The sequence below is a fragment of the Enterococcus sp. DIV0167 genome, assembly GCF_050541555.1.
Classification (GTDB): Bacteria; Bacillota; Bacilli; order Lactobacillales; family Enterococcaceae; genus Enterococcus; species Enterococcus faecalis.
Genome location: NZ_CP172933.1, coordinates 1685956 through 1704331 on the forward strand (window position 1 = coordinate 1685956; position 18376 = coordinate 1704331).

Sequence of the window (18376 nt, forward strand, 5' to 3'; positions counted from 1 at the left end):
GTCCCTCTCTTTCTATTTGAAAGTTTACTAAAGACCAACAAGGATGACTTGATTATTTAGAGCCAACATTCGTCAAGTCGCTACTCTTGATTCATAGCGGCTTTTAAGGCCTGCGCTAAAGCACTTTCTTCTGGTTCGTCTGGTTGTGAATATTTTTTCATCAAACGACGTTCTTCATGTTTAGTCATTTTTTGTTTTCGTTCTTTTTTATCGGGAATTTTTTCAGTAATCGAACAGAATTTACATTTGAAAGAACGACCATTTTTTCCTTCTATGATAACCATTTTTTTATGGCATTGTGGGCAACGGTGATTGGATACTTTAGGATCTTTTCGCCGACGATAAGAACATTCTTGGTTTGTACAAACGTAAATCTTCCCATCTTTCGTATTTTTTTCCCGTAAGTTTGAGCCACAATCTGGACATTTTTTTTGCGTAATGGAAAAATCTTGATATTTTTTCTCGCTTTGTTTAATTTCACGGACTAATTTTTTCGTATCCTCTTCAATATCCTTTAAGAAAAGTTGACTCTTTTGTTGACCCGAAGCGATTGCTTCGAGCGACTTTTCCCATTTTTCCGTTAGTTCAGGTGTCACAAGTGATGGATTCACCAAGTCTAATAGTTGCTTTCCTTTGGCAGAGACACTTAAACCGCTATTGGTTCGTTCCATCAATTCTGATTTAATCAGTTTTTCAATGATTTCAGCTCGCGTTGCCGGTGTGCCTAAACTGTGTTTCTCCATTTTTCCTAACAACGTTCCTTCGGTTAATGGTTTTGGCGGCGACGTTAATTCTTTGTTAATGGTAAAGTTTGGCGCAACGGTCATGCCTTTTTGCCATTGGACAGTGGATAGCGGCTGTTCGGCTGTTGTTTTCCAACCAGCAACAACTACTTTATTTTGATGAAAGACAAATGTTTCTTTTCCAAAAGCGACTGTAACTTTTGTTTGTTTGGTTTGATTTGGCTCAGCAAACAAACCTAAGAATCGTTGAACAATCATTTGATAGATTTTTTGTTCATCATTGCTTAGTTTTTCATAACGAGGACGTTGTTCAGTTGGAATCAACCCATGGTGATCCGTGACTTTTGCATTTTGGAAAACTTTTTGTTGTTTAACAACGGCCCCATTTTTAAGGTAGCCTTTCACTTCTGGTGAAAAATCAGCAATAGCTTGAAGGCGCTCTTTCATCGTTCCTTTCATATCCGTCGTTAGATATTTGCTGTCAGTTCGAGGATAGGAAACAATTTTATGGGTTTCGTATAAACTTTGTACAAGAGACAACGTTTTCTTTGCAGAAAATTGGAATCGCTGGTTGGCTTCACGCTGGATTTCGGTTAAATCATACGGTAACGGCGCATTTTCTGTTTTAACTTTTTCTTGGATATCGGTAACTAAGCCCTTTTGTTTTGAGAGTTCTTTGACTAATTGTTCTGCTTCCTGCCGTTCTTTTAAAGCGTATGGATTTTTTTGGGTCATCTTTGCTTTTTCTGATTCAACAGTTAACGAGATAGTAAAATAAGTTTGAGGCTTAAATTGTTCAATCGTTTTTTCTTGTTGGCGTACCATTGCTAAAGTTGGTGTTTGAACACGACCTGCGGATAAGTTATCTTGATATTTCACTGTCAAGGCCCGTGTGACGTTTAGCCCAACTAACCAGTCAGCTTTTGCGCGCGCCAAGGCAGAGTAATACAAATTATCGTAGTCTTTCGCTGGGCGAATTTTCTTAAACCCGTCTTTAATGGCTTTGTCTGTTTGAGATGAAATCCATAAGCGTTTGACTGGTTTGTTAAAACGGACATATTCTAAAATCCAGCGGGCCACTAATTCACCTTCACGACCAGCATCAGTGGCAATCACGGCTTCAGAAACATCTTTACGATTAGCTAATTGTTTAATCGCTTTTAATTGATGTCCCGTTTTCGGTAACGGTTTAATCCCTAAATTCTTAGGAATCATCGGTAAAGTTTCCATTTGCCACGTTTGCCATTCTTTGTTTAAATCTTCTGGCATTTTTAGTCCTAAGAGATGGCCTAAAGCCCAGGTGACAATCACGTTGGGTCCTTCATAATAATTCTTATTTTTTTGATTTGCTCCTAAAACGCGGCTTAAATCTTTTGCTACGCTAGGTTTTTCAGCAATAATTAATTGTTTTGCAACCACTAGTTTCGCTCCTTTTTGAGTGCTATCTTTTCGTATTATACCAAATATTGGTTCGATTTTCTCTAAATTCCGAGAATAGAAAAAGAGTTTAAAGAAAATTCCCTGAGGTTTTTCTTTAAACTCATGCGTTTCAAATAACTTTCCGTTTGCAGAATTTTGTTTTGCCAAAATGATTGGATATTGTGGTAAACTCAGCTTTATTTTCAAAAGTAACTGCATGATGATTTTCTAGTAATGCTAAACCGAAGTATTGTTGTAAATCTTCATCGCATTCTTCACACCAGCGTTCTTCCCCATCATTCCAGAAAGCCGTTAAATAATTAGGCTTTGTGTTGACGTATGTATAATTCTGAGAAAGTTTTTGCCAAACTTCCACATAATATGTCTCTGCATCGGTCAAGTTATCGAAGGTTTTTTCTTGAACAATGTCCTCTTGCCAATCATCAAAAAACCACCAAGGTTCATTGTCGCCATACATTGTAATTACTTGATACATTGAACCGCTCCTTTTTTTGCTACTGTAGGTATCATAGTCACTTTCTGAAAAAGTTGCAAGGATTTGGTTTCGGACTGAGAAATTTTTGAAATTTATTTTATCCTGCCACTTCTAAAGAAACAATAAAATCTTCAATCATGCGACGATAACTTTCTTCTGGCGTGGCTTCTTCGCGTTGAAAATAACCTAAAAAACGTAAGGTAATATAACCATGGATTAAGCTACGTAATTCTCGACTTTTATGCAGTCGTTCTTCATTATTAAATGGATAAAAAGCTAAAAGTTGTAAGATAATTTGATTGGTTTCATGGATGCCTTCAATTAATTGTTGGTTTTGCGTTTTCGGCACACTGATAAGTAATTCATAGACTGCAGAATTTTCAAAAGCAAATTGTTGGTACGTTTCAGCATATATCCGAATTGCTTCTGCGCCACTCTTACCCACTAAGGCTCTTCGCAATGCATCATTTAATTCTTGAATTAACAAGTCCACTAGAGCATTTTTTACTTCAGCAATATTTTTAAAGTGATTATAGAGTGAAGGATACTTGATGCCTAAATCAACGGCTAAATTTTGAAAGGTTAATTGTTGAACGCCCAATTCTTCCGCTAGGTTGCGGGCACTTTCAAGGATTTTGGCTTTCGTTAAATTCCGTTTTTTTGCCATCTTTCTGACGCCTCCAATTCTTAAATTTTGGACAAGTATTAGTTTATCATATCTATTGACTCTTTTTAAACTATAAATTATAGTTTATAATAATAATTTGTAAACATCATTTTTGAAAGAAGGCTGTTTGGCATGCATATTACCAACCGTTCTCATTTGGCCGATCGTTATGGCAAACGAACCAGTGCAGAATTTTTATTACACGAACGTCCTATTTTATCTTTTCCTATTTCTTTAGCGGCCATTCCTAAAGAAGCCCGCTATTTATCCTGGGAATTAATTGATTATGACACGATTCCTCTAATCGGTTTCCCTTTTATTCATTGGTTAGCTGCCAATGTTCCTGTAACCAATGAGATTCCTGAAGACTTTAGTCGAACAGCACTCAAGCCTACCATTCAAGGAAAAAATAGTCTTGCTTCTCCTTTGGGGAAACAGATGATTCCAGCGCTTGCCACTGAAACGTTACCTGAGTTAACCGAACGTTATCTGGGGTTAAGTCCTCGCTCTGGTGTGCACACCTATACGTTATATGTATACGCTACAAAAAATCCACTAAATTTAAAAGAAGGCTTTTTTTCGAATGAATTGCATCAAGCATTGAATGATCAACGACTCGCCAAAGCCAAATTTGAATTTCTTTACTAGAAAGTGAGGAAATAGAATGTATGAATTAATTAAAAGTAAAATTTTCCGTCCAAGACAACCTTGGGAAAAAAATCTGCTTGTTTTATGGTTTGGCACATTTATGGCTGGTATTGGCTTTAGCTTAGTGATGCCATTTATGCCTCTTTATATCAACACATTAGGTACTTTTACCCACCAACAATTGAATTTTTGGAGCGGAATCACGTTCTCCTCCACTTTTTTAGTCACGACCATTGTTTCACCTTGGTGGGGCCGTTTAGCCGACCGAAAAGGACGCAAGTTAATGTTATTACGCGCTTCATTAGGGATGGCTATCGTCATTAGTTTAATGGGCGCAGTCACAAGTGTTTATCAATTGATTGGCTTACGCTTATTACAAGGTGTTTTTTCTGGTTATATCAGTAATGCGACTGCGTTAGTTGCTACAGGCACACCTAAGGAAAAAAGCGGTCAAGTGCTTGGTACTTTAGCCACTGGTTCTGTTACCGGCACGTTGCTTGGTCCTCTTTTGGGCGGTGTCACTGCTTCTATTTTCGGTTATCGGCCAACCTTTTTCATTACTGGTACGATTTTATTACTCGTTTTTGTTTTGAGTCTCGTCTTTGTCCATGAAGAGTTTGTGCCAATTGAAAAAAATCAAGCCGCATCTGGGAAACAAATTTTAAAAAAACTAGAACATCCCCACGTGATTCTTGGAATGTTTATTACGACATTAATCATTCAAGCTTCCAATAATTCAATTAGTCCCATCATCAGTTTATATATTCAACAATTGTTGGGTGGTCACGGAAATGTCACCTTAATTAGCGGAGTCATTGCTTCTATTCCAGGGATTGCAACGTTAATAGCCGCCCCTCGTTTCGGCCGGTTAGGCGATCGTATTGGCAGTGAACGCATCTTGACAATTGGCTTAATTTTAGCCATTTTCGTTTACCTACCAATGGCCTTTGTTCAAAATGTCTGGCAGCTTGCCATGCTTCGTTTCTTAGTTGGGATTTCCGATGCCTGTTTACTACCAGCTGTTCAAACGTTGATCACTCGTTATTCCCCAAGTGACGCTGCAGGTCGTATTTTCAGTTACAATCAATCTTTCCAAGCGACAGGAAATGTGATTGGTCCTATGATTGGTTCAAGCGTATCTGCCGCTTTCGGTTATCGTGGGGTCTTTATTTCCACTTCTTGTCTGGTTCTCATTAACCTTCTATGGGTTCGTCGAAGCACCGCCGAATTAAAAAAAGAGAAAAATGATGACTAAGTTATACACAGAAAAGTTATCCACAATTTGAATTTTTAATTTTTCTCTTTTTCTTATTTTAAAAAAAATAGGCATATAAAACAAAAAAGAAAAGCGGATATTTACTGGTTTTATGACCAGCATATCCGCTTTTCTTTTGGTTAACTCTGCGCTTTTTGTTTCACAACTCGTGAAACTTTTTAGACGTATTGTAGTTCTTTTTCATCTTGGTAGGCGCGATCAATTAAGCCGCCCCCTAAGCATTCCATTCCATCATAAAAAACAACAGCTTGACCTGGAGTGACTGCGCGGGCTGGTTCCTTAAACGTAACGGTTGCTTTTGTGCCATCTTCAGATAAGGAAACATGCACTGGAATATCTGCTTGACGATAACGGAATTTAGCCGTACAGTCAAACTCTTTTGGCATTGGTGTATCAACAGTAAAATGAACCTCACTGGCTTCTAAATGTGTTGCATATAGTTTTTCATGGTGAAATCCTTGTCCCACATATAATGTATTGGTGGTTAAATCTTTCCCAATTACAAACCAGGGTTCTTGTGTTTTACCGCCGCCACCAATTCCTAAGCCTTGGCGTTGACCGATAGTATAATACATCAGACCATCATGTTGTCCTTTGATTTCGCCATCTTCTGTCACCATGTTGCCTTTTTTAGCTGGTAAATAATTACTCAAAAATTCTTTGAAATTCTTTTCACCAATAAAACAAACGCCCGTTGAGTCTTTTTTCTTGGCTGTGGCTAATCCAGCACGTTCAGCAATTGCACGAACTTCTGATTTTTCCATACCACCCAATGGAAACATTGTTTTTGCCAATTGGGCTTGTGATAATTGGCTTAAAAAATAGGTTTGGTCTTTATTATTGTCAATTCCACGTAACATATGCACTACGCCATTTTCATCCGTTTCTACTTGCGCATAGTGGCCAGTTGCAACATAGTCAGCGCCTAGTTGCATAGCATAATCTAGGAATGCTTTAAATTTAATTTCTTTATTACACATGACATCTGGATTTGGTGTCCGTCCTAACCGATATTCTGCTAAAAAATATTCAAACACACGGTCCCAATATTCTTTTTCAAAATTGACCGAATAATACGGAATCCCAATTTGATCCGCTACTTTTGCGACATCTTTATAATCCTCAGTTGCGGTACAGACACCATTTTCGTCTGTATCGTCCCAATTTTTCATAAAGATTCCAATTACATCATAGCCTTGCTCTTTTAAAAGCAACGCTGTGACAGATGAATCGACACCGCCACTCATGCCTACCACGACACGCGTTTTGCTGTTATCTGCCATTTTATCACCATCATTTCAATTAGATTCTGAAATCATCCACGATTTGAAGGTCGTAACTTTTCAGTGCTTTTCATTATACTATTTTTTTGAAATAAGTAAAGCAAGCCGGGCGTATAATGAGAAAATACTGGGAACAAAGACACAGCCAACAAGCTGTTGCTTTCAAAGAAACAGAAAACCTGAAGGAACAAGCTACTTTCACTTGTTTCTTCAGGTTTCTCTAAGTTATTCTACTTTCTCTAATACACCACGGCTAATTAAGCCATCCATTAAGAAAAAGTATTTTTCTTTACTCATTTCATGTTGTTCATTCTTGAAAATATTCATTGGTTTTAAACCATTTGCCGTTGTAATGGACATTTTCAACTCTTTTAGATCAGCAGTGATCGTAATTTTCAATTTGAAGCCTTCATTTCTCTGAGGCGTTGGATCTAAGGAACGAATCAATTGAAAGTTCCCTGATTTTGTTTCAGTAAAGCCGTTATCTTTTAATGTATAGCGTTTTGCACTAGGATGTACTTTGTAAAAAACTGTTGAGCCTTCAACAGCAGCCGTTGTTGTAAATGCCATGGGTTCCACCTCATTATTTTCATTGTTATCTTCATTATAGCGAAAACCTGTAGCTGCCGCAATCAGATTATTTTTTCAATTGTTGAATCACTGCAACTAGTACTTCAGAAAAAGTCGCAATTTCTTCTGGTGTGTTCCCGTAGCCAAAACTAATCCTGATTGATTCTTTAATAGCTGAGGAATTTTCTCCATACATCGCTGTCAACACGTGCGAAGGATCCACAGTTCCCGCTGTACAAGCCGAGCCTGTTGAAATCGCAATACCTCTTAAGTCCAAATGCATTAAGAGTAAATCACTGGGAATTCCTTTTAAATGAAGATTTAAGACATGCGCTAAACGATTGGTTGGTTCACCATTAATTGAAAAATCAATATTGGCTTCTTCTAACGCTTTTAAAATAATCGTTTGAAAACTTTGATAGGCTGTTTTTCTTGCTTGCTTTTCTGCAGAAGTTAGTAATGAAACGGCAGTACCCATGCCAATAATTCCAGCTAAGTTTTCCGTGCCCGCACGTCGTTTTTCTTCTTGTTCCCCACCATGTAAAAGAGGTGGTAATTGGATTGCATCGCTTTTAAATAAAAAACCTACGCCTTTTGGACCATTGATTTTATGAGCGGAAATACTTAATAAGTCGATCCCTAATTCATGAGGTAAAATGACTTCACTTCCATAAGCTTGGACGGCATCTGTATGAAAAATCGCCGAATGATTTTTAAGAATTGCACCAACTTCAGCAATTGGTAATCGATTTCCAATTTCATTATTGCCATACATCATTGAAACCAAGATCGTTTCTTCGCGTAAAGACTTTTTGAATTGCTCCATTGAAATCTGACCATTTTCATTCACAGGTAAGTAAGTCACTTCAAAGCCTAACGTTTCTAAGTATTCCATCGTTCGTAACACAGCGGGATGTTCAATTGCCGTAGTAATAATATGTTTTCCTTCCTTTTGACGAGAAAAAGCAACTGCCAAGATGGCTGTGTTATCCCCTTCTGTGCCACCACTATTAAAAATAATTTCGTGGGGTTTGGCTTGTAAGCTCTCGGCAATCGTTTGACGCACTTCTTCCAGAAGACCGTGTGCCTTTCGTCCAAACTGATGAATACTTGATGGATTGCCAAAAGTCGTTTGCATATTTTCAGTCATCGCTTGAATGACCGTTGGATGAAGCGGTGTTGTTGCCGCATGATCTAAATAAATGGGTTCCAAATGACTCGTCCCTTTCCTTATGTTCTGGCGTTATTCTAGCATAAAAAGCTTAAAACACAAAATCAGAATACTTTCTCTTCTATTTATAAAAGAGATAAGAAAAATAGGCCCAACACTATTAAAGTTGTTAGACCTATTTCTAGTTTAAGGAATCACTTATTCTCCTTTTGGTTCTAAACGGAATAATGGACTCATTGGTTTATTTTCATGAATACGAAGTAACGCTTCCCCCATTAACTCAGCGCAAGAAATAATATTCAAGGTTGATGGTTGGCGGTCTGCTGTCGTATAAACAGAGTCTGTAATACTAATTTCCTTAATTGGCGCATTTTCTAAGGTTGCTTTTGCGCCTTCTGATAACAAACCATGCGAGGCGCAAGCATACACTTCTTGCGCACCATTTTTCATTAAAACTTCCGCCGCTGTGGCTAACGTTTGACCAGTATTCAAAATGTCATCAACAAGAATACATTTTTTTCCAGCGACATTCCCAATAACGTAACCTTCTTGGCGCACCCCATCAATCTCTTCATGGTCGACAATTGCTAAGGTCGCATCTAAGTACTCCGATAAACTACGTGCGCGTTGAACGCCACTGTTTTTAGGCGAAACAATCACAATTTCTTCCCCTACTAATGCTTGTTGACGATAATAATGAGCAAACAAAGGCATTGTAAATAAATTATCTACTGGGATATCAAAAAATCCTTGGACTTGAACAGTATGCAAGTCTAATGTCAACAAACGTGTTGCGCCTGCCTCTACCAACATATTAGCAACTAATTTCGCAGTAATGGGTTCTCTTGGTTTCGCTGTGCGGTCTTGGCGAGCATAACCATAGTAAGGCAAAATAACATTAATTGTTTTTGCGCTAGCACGTTTTAATGCATCAATTAAAATAAGCAATTCCATCAAATGATCATTTACAGGAGCATTCGTTGCTTGGATGATGTAGACATGATCGCCACGAATACTTTCTTCAATATTAATTTGAATTTCGCCATCACTAAATTGGCGCACGGTGCTTTTTCCTAATTCTGTTCCTACTGATGCTGCGATTTTTTCAGCAAGTGGTCGATTTGCATTTAAACTGAAGATGCGTAAGGTGTCATCTTGATAGTTTTCGGTCATGATATCCTCCGTCAATATAAAATAATAGTCGTTTTCATTCATATTCTACCATTTTTTGTCATAAAAATCATGGGATCCTCCTTAATTTATTGAAAGAAACGGTTTTCTTTGTGAAAAAAGCGCTTGTATTTAGGTGCACCTAAAAATTATTTGCATTTTCTTAAACTATCCCTTATACTGATTTTAAGGCAAACCTAAAAAGGAGGAATTTCATGAGAAAAAGCTTTAACTTAGCTGTTCAAGCGTTAACCGTTCAATATCAAGGACGGACCGCTTTAAATAATATCCACGTTACTATTCCCTCCGGTAAAATTACTGGAATTATCGGACCAAATGGTGCTGGAAAGTCAACATTTATTAAAGGGTTATTAGGCTTGATTAAAACAAAGGAACGTGATGTTTTGTTAAATAATCAAGCGATTGACCAACAAAAAACAACCATTTCCTATGTAGAACAACGTAGCGCCTTGGATCTTAGTTTCCCCATTAGCGTTTTTGAAACGGTCTTGCTAGGAACCTATCCAAACTTGGGACTATTAAAACGCCCAGGAAAGAAAGAAAAGCAAGCAGCCATGGCTGCATTAAAAATGGTGCAATTAGAAGACTATGCGCAACGCCAGATTGGCGAACTTTCTGGTGGCCAATTACAACGTGTGTTTATTGCCCGTGTTTTGGCCCAAGGTGCTGAGGTGATTTTTTTAGATGAACCTTTCGTCGGCATTGATATGTCTAGTGAAAAAGTGATTATGGATATTCTCAAATCATTAAAAAATCAAGGTAAAATGATTATCATTGTTCACCATGATTTGCACAAAGTGTCCCACTATTTTGATGAATTAATCGTTTTGAAAAACCGGCTAATTGCTGCGGGTCCTGTTGAACAAACATTTACTGCAGAAACGCTCCAAGAAGCATACGGTGATTTGTTAGGTGATTTATTAATACAGGGGGTTGCAAAATGATTGCTGCATTTATTGATGGTTTATTCCGTTATCAATTTTTACAAAATGCCCTTTTGACGTCTATAATTGTCGGACTCATTTCAGGGGTAATTGGTTCATTCATTATTTTACGTGGGATGTCTTTGATGGGTGATGCGATTTCACATGCTGTTTTACCAGGGGTCGCTGTTTCTTATATGTTTGGTTTCAATTATATTTTTGGCGCTTCTATTTTTGGCTTACTAGCTGCATTATCGATCGGCTTTATTACCCAAAAAAGTCCACTAAAAAATGATACTGCCATTGGTGTTGTCTTTAGTTCTTTTTTTGCTTTAGGGATTATTTTTATCTCTTTTGCAAAAAGTTCCACCGATTTATATCATATTCTGTTTGGAAATGTATTAGCGGTCGCAGATACCGATATTTTAATTACTTGTGTCGTCGGCGTGATTGTTTTGATTTTTGTGGCATTGTTTTATAAAGAGTTGCAACTCACTTCTTTTGATCCCACAATGGCTCAGGCCTATGGTTTAAATATTCAATTTTTCCACTATGCATTGATGTTTTTACTAACATTAGTCGCTGTTTCTTCTTTGCAAACCGTCGGAACTATTTTAGTCATTGCCATGCTGATTACGCCAGCAGCAACAGCTTATCTATTAACAAATAACTTACCGACAATGATTGGCTTAGCCTCTACTTTTGGGATTTTAAGTTCAGTGATTGGCCTATTCTTCAGTTATTCTTATAACTTAGCTTCTGGTGCGACGATTGTTTTAACCGCCGCCTTATTCTTTTTATTGGCTTTCTTTTTCTCACCAAAGAAAGGCCTAGTATTTGTAAACCGTGAGAAAGAAATGGAGGAATCAACGAATGAAAAAATTTAGTTTATTTTTTTTAACACTTTTAGCAGGGTTAACGTTAGCTGCTTGCGGGAATCAAGCCGCTGAAAAGAAAGAAAAATTAGCAATTGTGACAACGAACTCGATCTTATCCGATTTAGTGAAAAATGTTGGGCAAGACAAAATTGAGCTGCATAGTATTGTGCCAATTGGGACAGACCCTCACGAATATGAACCGTTACCAGAAGACATTGCGAAAGCTTCTGAAGCGGACATTTTATTCTTTAACGGCTTGAACTTAGAAACAGGCGGAAATGGCTGGTTTAACAAATTAATGAAAACGGCCAAAAAAGTTGAGAATAAAGATTACTTTTCTACAAGCAAAAATGTTACGCCACAATATTTAACAAGTGCCGGTCAAGAACAAACAGAAGATCCGCATGCTTGGTTAGACATTGAAAATGGCATTAAATATGTAGAAAACATTCGTGACGTGTTAGTAGAAAAAGATCCAAAAAATAAAGATTTCTATACAGAAAACGCGAAAAATTATACCGAAAAACTTAGCAAACTACATGAGGAAGCCAAAGCTAAATTTGCTGATATTCCTGATGATAAAAAATTATTAGTTACAAGTGAAGGTGCCTTTAAATATTTCTCCAAAGCTTATGATTTAAATGCCGCTTATATTTGGGAAATTAACACAGAAAGTCAAGGAACACCTGAACAAATGACCACGATTATTGATACCATTAAGAAATCAAAAGCACCTGTGTTATTTGTTGAAACCAGTGTCGATAAACGTAGTATGGAACGGGTCTCAAAAGAAGTGAAACGACCAATTTACGATACACTTTTCACAGACTCTCTTGCCAAAGAAGGAACAGAAGGCGATACGTACTACAGCATGATGAACTGGAATTTAACAAAAATCCATGATGGCTTAATGAGTAAATAAATAATAAAGAAGAAAGAACCAAGTTGACTCCCCCTCAACTTGGTTCTTTCTTCTTTATTTAACTAATTCCTCAATATCTATTACTCGATCCACAATTTCTTCATAAAAATCTGCTTCATGGGAAACCAGAAAAACCGTTCCTGGGTAAACGTGAATTGCTTCTTGTAAACTTTTTTTGGCCGCTTCATCAATATGATTGGTTGGCTCATCTAAAAATAACAAATTACTTGTTTGCATCATTAGTTCCGCTAGTTTTACTTTTGTTTGCTCACCACCACTTAACAGGGCTAACGACTGCATTGCTAACTTATCTGGTAAACCTGCCCTAGCCAAATGACTTCTTCGCTCTTTAATCGTTGTATCTGGAAAACGATCTGATAAATAATCTAGCGGCGTTAACTGCTCATTAGGCCACGCTAAGTCTTGGGTAAAATAAGCAATTTTTGTATTCAGCGGATAATGAAATTCTCCATCTAATGAAGGAATCACTTTCGTCAACGTTTTAATTAATGTTGATTTGCCAATCCCATTAAAGCCTTTCAATGCGACTTTTTCACCGACATGAACCATTAAATCTAACGGTTCTAACAAAGGTTCCCGATAGCCGACAACTAACTTCTGGGTCGTTAGTGCTTGCGTTGCAACTAACCCTTGGTAAGGAAATTCAATCGCTGGCTTAGTCAAGGAACCTGGCGGAGTCAATCGTTCTAAGCGGTCCAATTGTTTTTGTCGACTTTTAGCCATCGTTGCTCGATTTCCAGCTTTGTATTTACGAATATAGGCTTCCATTTTTTCAATTTTTTCTTGTTGGGCCTGATACTGTTTCAAATAGGTTTGTTTATTCTGCTCTTTTTGTGCAAAAGATTTTTCTACATTTCCAGTATATTTGGTTAACTTGCCAAACTCAATGTCTGCGATGCAATTCGTCACTTCATTTAAAAATTGATAATCATGGGAGACTAATAGAAAGCTTCCTTCAAAATTATTCAGATAGCGAACAAGCCATTGAATATGTGTATCATCTAAATAGTTGGTGGGTTCATCTAAAAGTAACACATCAGGGGCCTCTAACAATAATTTTGCTAAAATCACTTTTGAACGTTGACCACCGCTTAGCTCCCCTAACTTTTTATCCAAACCAATTGCTTGTAGTCCTAACCCATTGGCTAAATCCTGAATAATCGTGTCGATTTGGTAAAAATTACTTTCATCTAAATCTGTTTGCAACTTGCCTGCTTGTTCTAAAAGTTTTTCCGAAGCCGTTTGACTGTATTCTTCATAAAGTTTTGTCAGTTTCGCTTCTTTATCAAAAAGTTCTTGAAAGGCTTGTTTCAAAAAATCAACCATCGTTAGTGATTGTTCTACAGAAACGTGCTGATCCAAGTACCCAATCTTACAATTTTTTTGCCACTGAATCGTTCCTTCGTCTGGCAATACTTCCCCCGTTAAAATTTTAATTAAGGTGGATTTGCCGACACCATTTTGGCCAGTTAAGCCTAAATGATCCCCTTTATTCACTTGCAATGAAGCCTCTTCATACAAGACCTTTTCGCCAAATCGATGCGTTAAATGTTCAATAGTTAAAATACTCATTTTCATCACTTCTTTCTTGTTAACTGATTATTTTGGGACAACAAAAAAAGAACCACGTCTGCACGTCGTCCATCCTGACAGAAATCCCGACAACCGCTTGTACGTACACTCAAATAAGACTAGCTTTTCTAGTCAAAAAATGTCCTATCAAGCGATGAAGAAATTAATTGCTCGGCTCCACAACAGTGCTTCATCTGTTCTTAAACTATCGGGAGCTACTTTTCTTGTTAATTTATCAGTTAAAACAAAAAACATGTGAATCACCTTTCTTATGCTTGTATTCTACCATAGTATGACAAGAAAGCAAGCCACGTTGGTTTATAACGAAAGGAGCCCACAAACCATCATTTTGTCGGCTCCCTATCCCTGTTATTCTGATAAATAATTTAATGCATAGCGTACGTGGTACTCTGCTGCTAAAAGTAAGGCACGTTCATCAATATCAAATTGTTCATGATGGTGTCCAAAATGAGTAGCAGGATTTTCAGGGTTTCGTGAACCGACCCGTCCATAGATACCAGGAATTACCGCTAAGTAATCAGCAAAATCATCCGCCCCTAAACTTTTAGGATGATCGGTCACAACATTTTCAAAACCAACAATTTCACTGGCTACCTGCTGCGCACGGTTGGTTGCTTGTTCTTCATTAATTAATGGATTCGCTGCCGCATAAACAGAAAAATCAGCAATTTCTGTGCGATGAGACTGGGCAATTTCATGGGCAATTTCTTCGACTCGTTGTAAAACAAATTGGCGCGTTTCCTGACTAAATGTTCGAACAGTACCTTCAATGGTTGCCTGGTTTGCTACAATATTATAGCGTGTTCCTGCTTGTAAAACGCCAATTCCTACTACGACAGAATCTAAAGGATCAATCTCGCGCGCTACAATTTTTTGTAATTCCACAACGATACTGGCCGCTGCTAAAACAGCATCTCGGCCATTCTGTGGTTGGGCGACGTGACTACTTTGACCACTGACTTCAATTTTAAAAATATCACAAGAGGCGTTGGTGGCGCCTTTGGTAGCGACTAATTTCCCGACCGGCACACTAGAATCTAAATGAATCCCAAACACTTGGTCGATTGCTTCTAAATAATTTCCTTCCACAAATTGTCGCGCGCCTGCACCAATTTCTTCCGCTGGCTGGAAGGCCAGTTTAATCGTTCCTGAAAAGGTATCCTGATGTTTTTTGAGCACTTTAGCTGCACCTAGCAATGCTGCCGCATGACCATCGTGTCCACAAGCATGATTGAGTCCTGGATTTTTAGAAGCATAGGCAGTACCTGTTGCATCTGGCAATTCCAACGCATCAATATCTGCACGTAACAAAATCGTTTTGCCAGCGCCAAGACCTCCTTCAATGGTTGCTAAAACACCCGTTTCCCCTACTTCTACAAAAGGAATAGCTAAGGCTAGTAGTTCTTCTTTAATTCGCTTAATCGTTTCATATTCTTTTAAACTTGCTTCAGGGTATTGATGAAAATGACGTCTTAAATGGATTATCCATTCCTTTTCTGTAGCAATAGCTTCTTGGATTGTTTGAATCGTTGTTGTACTCATTATAAATGCCTCCTTTATTTTTTACCAAATGTTTCCCAGGCTGGAACATTGGCGCCTTTTGATGTTTCTGCAATGACCTTTTTCGTTTCTTCTTGTTGATATTCTTCTACAACTTTTTGATAAAGTTTATTCTCTTGATCTTCTTCTCGGGCCACGACAATGTTCACATAAGGTTTCGCTTTTTCGTTTACAGGTTCTAAGAAAATAGCATCTTTATCTGGTGTATACCCAGCATCGACAGCCATGCCGCTATTAATCACTGAAGCATCGACATCTTGTAAAGCGCGCGCTGTTTGCGTAGCATCTAATTCAGTTATTTTCAATTGGCGTTTATTTTCAGTAATATCACTGACAGTCGGTAGTTGCTGTTTCGCAGGATCTACTTTTATCAGTCCTGCAGTTTGTAATAAAATTAACGCCCGCCCACCATTCGTTGGGTCATTAGGAATAGCAATTTCTCCGCCGTCTTTAATTTTCGTGATATCTTTCAATTTATTAGCGTAAATTCCCAATGGTGCATTGACTGTATTGCCAATTGATACTAATTTCGCTCCATGCTCTTTATTGTAATTGTCTAAAAAGATTTGATGCTGAAAGGCATTTAAATCAATTTCTTTTTCTGCTAATGCTGCATTTGGTTGCGTATAGTCTGTAAATTCTACCAATTGTAGATCAATATTTTTCTTTTTCAAACGGTCTTTGACCGATTCCCATTCATCATTTTTTGTTCCTACAACCCCTAGTTTAACGGTTTCTGTCTTAGTATCCTTCGCAGACCCCGATGCACAACCTGCAATCGTAAAAGCTAATACCCCAATAAGTCCAATTAATTTACTAAATTTTTTCATTTGTCATTTCTCCTTTTTTCTAATGTGATGTTTTTTTGATTAATTGATTACTAATGGCTTGACTGATAAATACCATAATTAAAATAATTAACGTGGCCATAAATGTCACATCGGTTTGAAACCGATTGTATCCTCGAGTAATCGCTAAGTTGCCCAGACCACCGGCTCCAATCGCTCCTGCCATGGCTGTTAATCCAATCAAATTAATAATTGTCACCGCTGAAACACGAATAATACTTGGTAACCCTTCAATTAGATAAACCCGAAAAATAATCCCTAAGGGACTCGTCCCCATGGCTTCTGCCGCTTCAATAACGCCAGGATCCACTTCTAATAACGCATTTTCAATTTGGCGCGCGAAGAACGGAATTACGCCAATAACTAATGGGACTAACGCTGCGGTTGTACCAATTGTCGTTCCTGCCAAAATTCGTGTTAATGGTTGAATCAGTGCAAGCATAATAATGAAAGGAATAGAGCGGCAAACATTAATAATTTTTTCTAAGACACTATACAGGGGTGGATTTTTCAAAACACCACTGGGGCCAGTACTGACAAGCACGACACCCAACAAGACTCCTAACACACCAGCAATCAAGGCTGTCCAAAAAACCATGTATACTGTTTCCCATGTACTTTGAAGAAACTCTTGTTTTAATTGGACAACATTCGGAAAATATTTCTCAAATAATTGATACATTCTCAGTTCACTCCTTTTTTAAATCACCTGTAAATTCTGCTTTTGCTTCGTTTGCTGATAGGTTTTCAAAACATTGGTTCGCACGCCTTGTTTCGCTAAATAAGCAAGGGCTTGTTGACGCTGGGCCTCATCACCAGAAAGCACCACAATTAAATGGCCAATAGGAACATTTTGAACAATTTCGACATTGCCATAAAGGATATTCGTATACACCTGATATTGGCTATACAATTGTGCAATTAATGGCTCGTTCGTTTGATCTCCCACATAAGAAAACTCAATTAATTCTTGATTTTTATCTAAGTCAGCTAATTTAGGATGTTCAAGAATCGTGGTTAATGCTTGATCAATATGAGTTGCTGTCCGAATAAAATCTTTGGTTAAAGGTTGTTGGGGTTGACTAAAAATCGAAACAATATCGTTTGATTCGACAACGCAGCCATTTTCCATCACCGCGACTTTATTACAAATTTCTTTAACCACTTGCATTTCATGGGTGATTAAGACAATCGTCAAGTTCAGTTCTTGATTTAACTTTTTTAACAAGGCTAAAATCTGTCCCGTTGTTTTTGGATCTAACGCACTCGTCGCTTCATCACAAAGTAAAATTTCAGGATCATTTGCTAAAGCGCGGGCAATCGCAACTCGCTGTTTTTGCCCTCCTGATAGTTGACTGGGATAAGCATCCCTTTTTTCACTTAGTCCAACTAGCTCTAATAAATGGCTGATTTTTTGACGCCGCTCAGTTTTACTTAGCCCAGAATATTTTAATGAAAAATCGATATTACTAAATATGGTCCGCTCTTTCATCAAATTAAAATGTTGAAAAATCATTCCAATCTTTTTTCGTTGTTGTCGTAATTCCTTTTTAGAAAAAGTTAAAATATTTTCTTTGTTAATAATAACGGTGCCCGCTGTTGGTCGTTGCAATAAATTAATTACCCGTACTAACGTACTTTTTCCAGCACCGGAATACCCAACGATTCCGTAGATATCCCCTTTATCAATCGTCAAAGAAACATCTTGGACAGCCTGAATTTCTTGTTTTTTTTGTTGAAATGTCACACTGATATTTTTTAGTTCAATCATTCTTTATCCCCCTTCATTCTTACCAACCTGCATTTTTTCACAAAAAAGAAAAAAGCATCCTCAACGACACAACTCGAGTTGTATCGTTGAGGACGCTTTTTTGCGTGTTACCACCTCATGTTCAGAATTTGCTCACACAAATTCCCTTTTCAAGTACGGAACAATATGTTCGATACCCTAGCTCGATAACGGGAGCACCCGTCGCCGCCTTGTGTTTAACACTCGGAGCGCTTGCTCAATAGCCATTTTCCAAAACGTCTTTGTCACCTATTCTCAGCTACCTAGGCTCTCTGTTAGACAAATCAAGTCTTGTACTTACTATATCACTGCTTTTTTATTTCTATTCATTTTAAACTGATTTTCGTTTATTTTCAAAATCAAACAGACTAGAGTTCC

General features: G+C 37.8%; 17 protein-coding genes and 1 other annotated feature. Of the genes, 5 read left to right on the forward strand and 12 right to left on the reverse strand.

Features of this window, described 5'->3' with window-relative positions:
* Positions 1-80: 80 nt before the first annotated feature.
* The 3 genes from IGM09_RS08195 to IGM09_RS08205 form a co-directional block, all read right to left on the reverse strand.
* Complete coding sequence (locus IGM09_RS08195) at positions 81-2162, reverse strand: DNA topoisomerase III (RefSeq protein ID WP_002388224.1); 2082 nt, start codon at positions 2160-2162, stop codon at positions 81-83.
* A 130-nt stretch (positions 2163-2292) separates the two neighbouring features.
* Positions 2293-2658: a DUF1033 family protein gene (locus IGM09_RS08200; RefSeq protein ID WP_002356966.1), complete on the reverse strand. Its 366-nt coding sequence runs from the start codon at positions 2656-2658 to the stop codon at positions 2293-2295.
* 97 nt (positions 2659-2755) lie between these two features.
* On the reverse strand, positions 2756-3325 hold the full coding sequence (locus IGM09_RS08205; protein ID WP_002379584.1) for a TetR/AcrR family transcriptional regulator: 570 nt from the start codon (positions 3323-3325) through the stop codon (positions 2756-2758).
* A gap of 132 nt (positions 3326-3457) precedes the next feature.
* On the opposite strand from IGM09_RS08205, the gene IGM09_RS08210 reads away from it, so the two are divergent.
* Both IGM09_RS08210 and IGM09_RS08215 read left to right on the forward strand, forming a co-directional pair.
* Positions 3458-3973 carry a YbhB/YbcL family Raf kinase inhibitor-like protein gene (locus IGM09_RS08210; protein WP_010775959.1) on the forward strand — a complete coding sequence of 172 codons (516 nt, stop codon included), beginning with the start codon at positions 3458-3460 and terminating at the stop codon, positions 3971-3973.
* Positions 3974-3989: 16 nt separating this feature from the next.
* Positions 3990-5228 (forward strand): multidrug efflux MFS transporter, encoded by a 1239-nt coding sequence (locus IGM09_RS08215; protein ID WP_002356962.1) that lies wholly within the window; start codon positions 3990-3992, stop codon positions 5226-5228.
* 179 nt (positions 5229-5407) lie between these two features.
* Here the strand turns inward: IGM09_RS08215 and mnmA are convergent, their stop codons facing one another.
* From mnmA to IGM09_RS08235, 4 genes are all read right to left on the reverse strand, one after another.
* Positions 5408-6532 (reverse strand): tRNA 2-thiouridine(34) synthase MnmA, encoded by a 1125-nt coding sequence (mnmA, locus tag IGM09_RS08220; RefSeq protein ID WP_002362075.1) that lies wholly within the window; start codon positions 6530-6532, stop codon positions 5408-5410.
* A gap of 225 nt (positions 6533-6757) precedes the next feature.
* The gene (locus IGM09_RS08225) at positions 6758-7102 is read right to left on the reverse strand and encodes a DUF1831 domain-containing protein (protein WP_002356959.1); all 345 of its coding nucleotides are present in this window, start codon (positions 7100-7102) and stop codon (positions 6758-6760) included.
* Positions 7103-7169: 67 nt separating this feature from the next.
* Positions 7170-8315, reverse strand: coding sequence for a cysteine desulfurase family protein (locus IGM09_RS08230; protein ID WP_033625042.1), 1146 nt, complete (start codon positions 8313-8315; stop codon positions 7170-7172).
* A gap of 156 nt (positions 8316-8471) precedes the next feature.
* Positions 8472-9446, reverse strand: coding sequence for a ribose-phosphate diphosphokinase (locus IGM09_RS08235; protein WP_033625290.1), 975 nt, complete (start codon positions 9444-9446; stop codon positions 8472-8474).
* 212 nt (positions 9447-9658) lie between these two features.
* Here IGM09_RS08235 and IGM09_RS08240 point away from each other — a divergent pair, with 212 nt between their 5' ends.
* The 3 genes from IGM09_RS08240 to IGM09_RS08250 are packed head-to-tail and all read left to right on the forward strand — an operon-like array spanning position 9659 to position 12187.
* Positions 9659-10408 (forward strand): metal ABC transporter ATP-binding protein, encoded by a 750-nt coding sequence (locus IGM09_RS08240; RefSeq protein ID WP_033625043.1) that lies wholly within the window; start codon positions 9659-9661, stop codon positions 10406-10408.
* Entirely contained in the window at positions 10405-11274 is an 870-nt protein-coding gene (locus IGM09_RS08245) for a metal ABC transporter permease (RefSeq protein WP_113826057.1), read from the forward strand. The genes IGM09_RS08240 and IGM09_RS08245 overlap by 4 nt, the downstream gene beginning before the upstream one ends.
* Positions 11261-12187: a metal ABC transporter substrate-binding protein gene (locus tag IGM09_RS08250; RefSeq protein WP_002356954.1), complete on the forward strand. Its 927-nt coding sequence runs from the start codon at positions 11261-11263 to the stop codon at positions 12185-12187. The genes IGM09_RS08245 and IGM09_RS08250 overlap by 14 nt, the downstream gene beginning before the upstream one ends.
* A gap of 54 nt (positions 12188-12241) precedes the next feature.
* On the opposite strand, the gene IGM09_RS08255 is transcribed toward IGM09_RS08250, so the two are convergent.
* The 5 genes from IGM09_RS08255 to IGM09_RS08275 form a co-directional block, all read right to left on the reverse strand.
* Entirely contained in the window at positions 12242-13780 is a 1539-nt protein-coding gene (locus IGM09_RS08255) for an ABC-F family ATP-binding cassette domain-containing protein (protein WP_002362078.1), read from the reverse strand.
* Positions 13781-14149: 369 nt separating this feature from the next.
* A complete protein-coding gene (locus tag IGM09_RS08260) occupies positions 14150-15343 on the reverse strand; it encodes an amidohydrolase (RefSeq protein ID WP_002410522.1) in 1194 nt (397 codons plus the stop codon).
* A 14-nt stretch (positions 15344-15357) separates the two neighbouring features.
* Entirely contained in the window at positions 15358-16191 is an 834-nt protein-coding gene (locus IGM09_RS08265) for a MetQ/NlpA family ABC transporter substrate-binding protein (protein ID WP_033625044.1), read from the reverse strand.
* A 19-nt stretch (positions 16192-16210) separates the two neighbouring features.
* Positions 16211-16891: a methionine ABC transporter permease gene (locus IGM09_RS08270; RefSeq protein ID WP_002366918.1), complete on the reverse strand. Its 681-nt coding sequence runs from the start codon at positions 16889-16891 to the stop codon at positions 16211-16213.
* An 18-nt stretch (positions 16892-16909) separates the two neighbouring features.
* Positions 16910-17980: a methionine ABC transporter ATP-binding protein gene (locus IGM09_RS08275; RefSeq protein WP_033625045.1), complete on the reverse strand. Its 1071-nt coding sequence runs from the start codon at positions 17978-17980 to the stop codon at positions 16910-16912.
* A gap of 85 nt (positions 17981-18065) precedes the next feature.
* Positions 18066-18316: a binding site (T-box leader), on the reverse strand.
* Between the last annotated feature and the right edge of the window lie 60 nt (positions 18317-18376).